The following is a 6,646-nucleotide window of genomic DNA, read 5'->3' as shown; positions in this document are numbered from 1 at the left end:
CCAACTTCACAGATACCCCGTACTTGGATATGGAGTAGATGGGGCAAATCCCTATCTACAATAGGTACATGAAGTTGTCCGTGGTAAGAAGCCCCGACTTCAACTCGCCATAGCGAAATAAGTGGGGGAGGTTCACTTCTGATGTTCAGTGAGTCCTTGGCAGGTTGATCGAGTGTAACTGATGAGTAATATTGAATATTATAAAATATTACTTAGTATTACTCATCGCTTGGCGGAGACTTGAACCATCCGGCGACTAAAGTTTGTGGGATATTTAATAAGGCTTCGTTAGAAGCTTTTTTTACCACATTAGAAAGTTTAAGTTCATTAAAGCATTAAAATGGAACAACTTTCTAAATGGCATAAAAAGCTACCTTTAAAACCGGGTTATTCGTCTTCGAAGAAGCTTCGTTTAGAAGCTTTTTTTATTGAATCGAAATTTCTTTAACAACGTATTATGTCACAGAAATATCGAATTCCAGAATTAAAAAAATATTAAGGATCAAGTGTAGTACATATAGAATGATGGAATGGGAGGAACCGGCTTTGATTGAGATGCGTGAGAAGGAAGATTTGAAATACTCCAACGCTATACCGACATGGGCGAAGATTGTTAATGCTGCCTTCCTGGGGTTGTTTTTTTTGGTCGGATTTGCAGCATATGGCTTAGGAATCCTATTTCTCTTCGGGCAACATTGGTTTGTAGCGGCCGTTTGCTTAGCCTTTGGCGGGTTCATGACTTGGGCGGTTCGGCTGGTTCGCAATTCCAATAAGATGTATACGGAAATTGTCCTCAAATGCGAGCTGCAAGAGGATGGTTATTATACTTATCTGAAGAAAATAAAAACAGGGGAAGAATGGGAGCATCTAGTTACTTTTGATCAAATACAGGAAGTGTTGATCGGCAGGACAATTCGTTACCAATCCAGAGGGTCGAATAGGCTGGGTTATCACGTGGTTGGGGCCAAGATTATTATGAAATGGACTAACGAACAAGGCCATACCGATTATTCCTTGTTCGGCTTGGAAGACCCTGAGAAACTGGAAGAATGGGTTCAACGGTTCAAACAAAAGGGGATTCCCGTCTATAGTACGGGGGCAAATGTCAGTATAGTTCAGGTAGATGATTACCTGACAGGATACGATGAATTGCCTAAAGTGCCCTATGATAGCGATACAAGCTCGCCGAGAATCGGCAGCCATCGGTTTAATAGCTTAAAGCTATGGCTTAGTTCGGAGATGAGGGCGAGAAAGCGGAGCAAGGAATTGATGCGTGACAAGAAAGTGTTTAACTTAATTCTGCTGGCGATGCTAATCGGCAATTTGCTGATCGCGATTCGATGGATGCCCTCTTGGCCGTTGGATGATGGCATGTTCAGTGAAGACTCCCCTGCTTATTGGGTAGGCGGGTTCAACTTTGTACTTCTTTTGGTTGTCGGGGCATATTGGCGTGAACAGGTGAAATGGTATCGTTCGTTAAGGGATGTGGGGCTTCTCTTAATGGCACAGTTGACTGGCTGGGTATATTTAAAGTTATTTCAAACCGCTCCGGACGGGATGCTGGAAGCGATTGTCGTTGGTGGTTTTATACTTGCATGCTACAACGGAATTCTCTTTATCATCTTTCGGATTTTGCGAAGGTTTTGGTAGAGGCGCTTATATAAAACTTGCCATAAGTGTACAGAAATAGCTATTACATTGGTCTTCTCGGAGTCATCGGGAGACATTACCTACTAACGAGCATTATATTCATTGGTCCCACCCGGAAGCCGTTCTAGGAAAACTATTAGAGATGCTTAACTAAGGGCATTCGTTGTAACGTTACTTAAGCAAAAAGTCGCCCGGAATTGGCGGGTTGCGGGCCATATATTTCCCATAGTAGCCCTTCGAATCCCTTGTCTTTGCGTCAAAGACAAGGGATTTCCTTTATTACACCCCCCTCTAACCAATAAAATAGGCAAAAAGTCACTTGTTGGCGGAGCGCTCTTCTGTTAATTTTGATATTATCAATTTGTTATTATCAGATGAATACCAAGGAGAGCCGGAGGGGATACTCATGAAGAAAACTTGGGGCGGTTGGAACTTATACGAAATAGCTTGGCTGGGCCTGTTCTCCGGGATTGCTATCGTACTGACGGTAATTATGAAGGATACTTTGTTCGGATTCACGGTCTTCCTTACGGGAGTATTGTGCGTGGTCCTTGCGGCCAAAGGCAACCTGATGACCTATGTTTTCGGTATGTATAATACATTTGGTTACGCATATTTGGCTTACGTCAACGGATTGTTCGGGGAGGTTATGCTGAATCTGCTCTTCTTCGTCCCCATGAATGCGATCGGCTTCATCATGTGGAAGAAGCATCGCCATGGCGGCAAGCTGGCCATGAGGCAGATGGATCGGAGAGGTTTGTTCCTCGTAGCGGCCGTTTGCGCATTAGGCAGCCTGTCGCTCGGTTTCGGACTGTCGTTCATTCCGTCGCAGAATTCGCCCTATATCGATGCCCTTACGACGTTGTTATCGATTGTGGCGACGGTTTTGATGGTCAGAAGGTTTAAGGAGCAGTGGCTGGTCTATATTGTCCTGAATATTTTCACGGTGCTGCTGTGGGTGATTAGAACTCTGGACGGAAGCCCGGACGGCGTATTGATGATCATCATGTGGAGCGCGTATCTGGTCAATGCGGTCTACGATTACTACACCTGGAACAGAGGGGCTAAGGAGGTACTGCTATGAAAAAGCTGGGATTGACTTTGGGAAAGTTTGCGCCGCTGCATAAAGGACCAGTTCATGATAGAAACGGCCCTGCAAGAGGTGGACGAATTGATCGTTGTCATCTATGAAACGGACGTGATGACGATTCCGCTGCATATTCGGGCGAGCTGGATTCGCAAGCTGTATCCGGCGGTCAGGGTTATCGAAGCCTGGGACGGTCCGGACGGATATTCCAATGACCGGGAGCATGAAATCCGGCAAGAGCAGTACATTCTCGGTTTGCTGAAGGGTGAGCGGGTGACGCATTTTTACTCCAGTGAATTTTATGGAAAGCATATGAGCCTTGCTTTGGACGCAATGGATAGGCGGGTAGATGAAGACCGCAATCGGGTTCCGATCTCGGCGACGATGATTCGGTCCGATCCTTATAAGTACCGGGAATATATCAGCGATGTTGTGTACTGAGACTTAATTGCGAAAGTCGTATTCATGGGTGCGATGTCGACCGGTAAATCGACGATAACGGAAGCTTTGGCACGGCGGTACCGGACAACATTCGCAAGCGAGTACGGACGGGATTACTGGACCGAGCACCAAGTGGACCGAAGAATTCGGCTGGAGGCTTTCGATGAGATCGCAGTCGGGCATATCGAGAGGGAAGAGAAGGCGCTGCTTGAAGCAAACCGGTATCTGTTCGTCGACACGAACGCGATTACCACTTACATGTTTGCAATGGACTATCATGGCCGGGCGCCGGAGTTGTTAACCCGAATGGCACTGGAAAATGCGCAGAGATACGATTTGTTTTTCCTATGCGACGACGATATTCCTTATGAGGATACGTGGGATCGCAGCGGGGACCAGAAACGGCATATTTTCCATAAACAGATTATCGCCGATTTGAAGGAGCGCCGAATTCCCTTCATTACGTTGAGGGGGAGCCTGGAGGAACGGATGCGGAAGGTAGATGAAGTATTGGCACGGTTCAAGCCATACGACAATCATTTCGGAGAACGTTAATAGCTGAAAACGGAGGATGAGGCTGATGGATATTCTGGATCGCGACGGCAACGGATTGACGGAACGGGAATTTCTGGAACGGTATCGGGCGGGGGATTACGAGCGTCCCTCGGTGGCGGTGGACATGGTCATGTTCACCGTTACGGAGGCCGAGGAGAACAATTACCGCAAGCTCCCGGAGAAGGAGCTGAGGGTTCTGCTTATTCAGCGGGGAGCGCATCCTTTCTTGGGCAAATGGGCGCTTCCGGGCGGCTTCGTCCGGTCCAACGAGACGACGGAACAGGCTGCGGCGAGGGAATTGTACGAGGAAACCGGCGTAGATAACGTATATCTGGAGCAGTTATATACGTTCAGTGATGTCGGACGGGATCCCCGGACTTGGGTCATGAGCTGCAGCTATATGTCGCTAATCAACAGCGGCCAAGTGCAGTTGAAGGCGGGGGATGACGCTGTCGGCGCGGCCTGGTTCAAGGTGTCCTATCGGCTTCTGCGCGAGCGCAAGGAGCTGATCGAGGGCGGATATGTCAAAGCGCTGCAGTACGAGCTCAGGTTGAGCTCCGATCACGGGGAGCTGACTGCCGTAGTGGAACGTACGGTGACGGCAACGGAAACCTCGACCGCAACGTCTTACACCATCGTCTCCAACGATGGGTTGGCTTTCGACCATGCGAAGATTATTGCTTATGCCATCGAGCGGTTGCGGGGCAAGGTGAATTATACGGATATTGCGCTTCACCTGATGCCGAAGCTGTTTACGTTAACGGAGCTGCAGCAGGTATATGAGGTAATTTTGGATAAGGAGCTGCTGAAAGCCGCCTTCCGGCGCAAAGTGGCCGATCTCGTAACGGAAACGGATCACTATACCGAGAATGCGGGCCACCGTCCATCCCGCTTGTACCGAAGAAGACTGGAGGAATTATAATGATATACAATATCGAGGATTTACGAAATGCTTATCTTGCAGGGCAAAAATTTAAGTTTCTGTTGTTCTGGGGCCATACGCCGTCGAGAGACGGAAGCATAGATAAAAGCTGCTTAAGCCAATGGTGGATGAGCCCGTTCGTCGTGGAGGGAACAGAGTACTCCTGTGCCGAGCAGTACATGATGGCGGAGAAGGCACGGCTATTCCGGGATGACGAGATGTTGGCCGCCATCCTGCAGGCCAAGCATCCGAAGGAGATGAAAGCCTTCGGGCGTGCGGTAAGAAACTTCGACAAGGCCGTCTGGGACAGCCAATGCTACGCGATAGTCAAGCAGGGCTGCTTGGCGAAGTTTTCGCAGAATCCCCAGCTTGGCAATTTTCTAAGATCGACGCAAAACCGCATTTTGGTAGAGGCCAGTCCGCGAGACCGTATCTGGGGAATAGGGATGGGGCCATCCAACCCGGACGCGGAGAATCCAATGAAATGGCGGGGGCGTAACCTGCTGGGCTTCGCACTGACCGAAGCGCGCGACGAGTTATTTTCGAAAGAAGGGGAATGACATGGATCGAAAGAAAATGGCTCAGGAGCCTTGCGGATCCAGCAGCAGGGCTTCTATTAATATGATGGGTGCCGGTTGGATTTTGCCGCGGCGCAGAGCTATTCGGAGGTAACAGCCATCTGATCGCTCCCGAATGATTGACAAGACAATAATCAGATGATACTTTATCAAAACATTCTTTTGCACTTGATATCACTGAAAAAGGGGGAGAAACAATGTCCGACCAAAATCATTATGTAGTCAAAGTAGTTCCTTACAGCACTGAATGGCCTCAGCAATTTGAGAAAGAGAAGGACCGGTTGCTTGAAATATTGGCCCCTCACACCGCTACCCTTGAACATATCGGCAGTACTTCTATACCCCATCAAGACGCAAAACCAATCATCGATATGTTTGCGGCCGTGGACACTTTGCTTAAAGAAACGGTCTATGAGGACTTGCTTAACCATTTGGGTTACCGCTATATTGAAACAGGCATGACCGGGCGTCATTTATTTGTAAGAGAGCTCGCAGGGACTCGTACGCATCATTTGCATATCCTGCCGATCGAAGGATTTTATGAAAGAAATGAACTGCTATTTCGCGACTACCTCCGGGCTCATCCTGATTTAGTCCAGGAGTACGGTGAGCTTAAACGTGTATTGGCTGAACAGTATCATTCAGATTCTGAGGGCTATACACGAGCAAAAACTGCCTTTATCCAACGTGTTGTTGACCTGGCACGAACAGAACGAGGACTTCCTCTTCAAGATGTATGGGACTAATTGTAATGAACAGACGTGCCTTTCCTTTCCACTTTTAATCGAATGGGAGGTAGTGTTGTCGGTTTAAAAGCGGATGAACGAAATAAAAATCGCACCTCCTCCAAACCTAGTCAAAGCGTCGACGATTATCTTGCCATGATTCCGCATATAGAGCAAGATTTGCAGGATAGCCCGGACTTGCTTGCCTTTTATCAATCGCTCACACCGGGGTATCGCAAGGACTGGGCCCGATATGTGTATAGTGCGGTACAGGAGGAAACAAAAGTAAAGCGGCGTGCAGAAATGAAGGCGGTTCTGGCTGCCGGGTATAAGAGTATGGATCTCTATCGAAGAAGATAATCGAAGAAGATATCCCGGCGAGGCTGACATTCTCCTCAGCCCAGATTCGCCAATGCTGGCGTTCAAGAATCCTCCTTAACAATGAGTCCGAACAATGATGCAAATAGGTAGGCTTGTTCACGGGTAATGATACAGCCTTGCAAATCTTCCACCCCCACGCCTAACCCATTGAACTGACAATCGCTTAAGTCGATTCCGTTCAGCCTGGTACCCGACAATTGAGCCTGGTCCAGGTTGGAACGATAGAATTCAACCTAAATTTCGAAAGCCCGTAATATCAAACACTGAATATAGTGGATCTGCCTCGCGGACTGTAAAAAAGTGGAGG

8 protein-coding genes and 1 pseudogene are annotated in these 6,646 nt (G+C 48.1%); 7 read left to right on the top strand and 2 right to left on the bottom strand.

All coding sequences use genetic code 11. The annotated features are described in order from the left end of the window. Positions 1–546 precede the first annotated feature (546 nt). The 5 genes and pseudogenes from FS806_RS24720 (at position 547) to FS806_RS24700 (ending at position 5,215) form a co-directional block, all read left to right on the top strand. On the top strand, positions 547–1,650 hold the full coding sequence (locus FS806_RS24720; protein WP_144941960.1) for a hypothetical protein: 1,104 nt from the start codon (positions 547–549) through the stop codon (positions 1,648–1,650). A 406-nt stretch (positions 1,651–2,056) separates the two neighbouring features. Next, entirely contained in the window at positions 2,057–2,734 is a 678-nt protein-coding gene (pnuC, locus tag FS806_RS24715) for a nicotinamide riboside transporter PnuC (RefSeq protein ID WP_144941958.1), read from the top strand. Next, positions 2,731–3,733, top strand: a pseudogene (locus tag FS806_RS24710) (AAA family ATPase). The gene pnuC and the pseudogene FS806_RS24710 overlap by 4 nt, the downstream one beginning before the upstream one ends. A gap of 25 nt (positions 3,734–3,758) precedes the next feature. Continuing rightward, the gene (locus FS806_RS24705) at positions 3,759–4,655 is read left to right on the top strand and encodes an NUDIX hydrolase (protein ID WP_144941956.1); all 897 of its coding nucleotides are present in this window, start codon (positions 3,759–3,761) and stop codon (positions 4,653–4,655) included. Beyond that, complete coding sequence (locus tag FS806_RS24700; protein WP_144941954.1) at positions 4,655–5,215, top strand: riboflavin biosynthesis intermediates N-glycosidase; 561 nt, start codon at positions 4,655–4,657, stop codon at positions 5,213–5,215. Before FS806_RS24705 ends, FS806_RS24700 begins: the two co-directional genes overlap by 1 nt. Before the next feature lie 21 nt (positions 5,216–5,236). Here FS806_RS24700 and FS806_RS26930 read toward each other — a convergent pair whose 3' ends face one another. Next, positions 5,237–5,359, bottom strand: a complete 123-nt coding sequence (locus tag FS806_RS26930; RefSeq protein ID WP_260982252.1) for a hypothetical protein — start codon at positions 5,357–5,359, stop codon at positions 5,237–5,239. Between the two features lie 71 nt (positions 5,360–5,430). Here FS806_RS26930 and FS806_RS24695 point away from each other — a divergent pair, with 71 nt between their 5' ends. Continuing rightward, positions 5,431–5,979: a GrpB family protein gene (locus tag FS806_RS24695; RefSeq protein ID WP_144941952.1), complete on the top strand. Its 549-nt coding sequence runs from the start codon at positions 5,431–5,433 to the stop codon at positions 5,977–5,979. Between the two features lie 42 nt (positions 5,980–6,021). Beyond that, positions 6,022–6,318: a YdeI/OmpD-associated family protein gene (locus tag FS806_RS24690; protein WP_144941950.1), complete on the top strand. Its 297-nt coding sequence runs from the start codon at positions 6,022–6,024 to the stop codon at positions 6,316–6,318. A 62-nt stretch (positions 6,319–6,380) separates the two neighbouring features. Here FS806_RS24690 and FS806_RS24685 read toward each other — a convergent pair whose 3' ends face one another. Further along, entirely contained in the window at positions 6,381–6,551 is a 171-nt protein-coding gene (locus FS806_RS24685; RefSeq protein ID WP_260982253.1) for a hypothetical protein, read from the bottom strand. Between the last annotated feature and the right edge of the window lie 95 nt (positions 6,552–6,646).

This window comes from Paenibacillus sp. 32O-W (assembly GCF_007679495.1).
Classification (GTDB): domain Bacteria; phylum Bacillota; class Bacilli; order Paenibacillales; family NBRC-103111; genus Paenibacillus_L; species Paenibacillus_L residui.
This window is presented reverse-complemented; position numbering and strand designations above follow the sequence as displayed.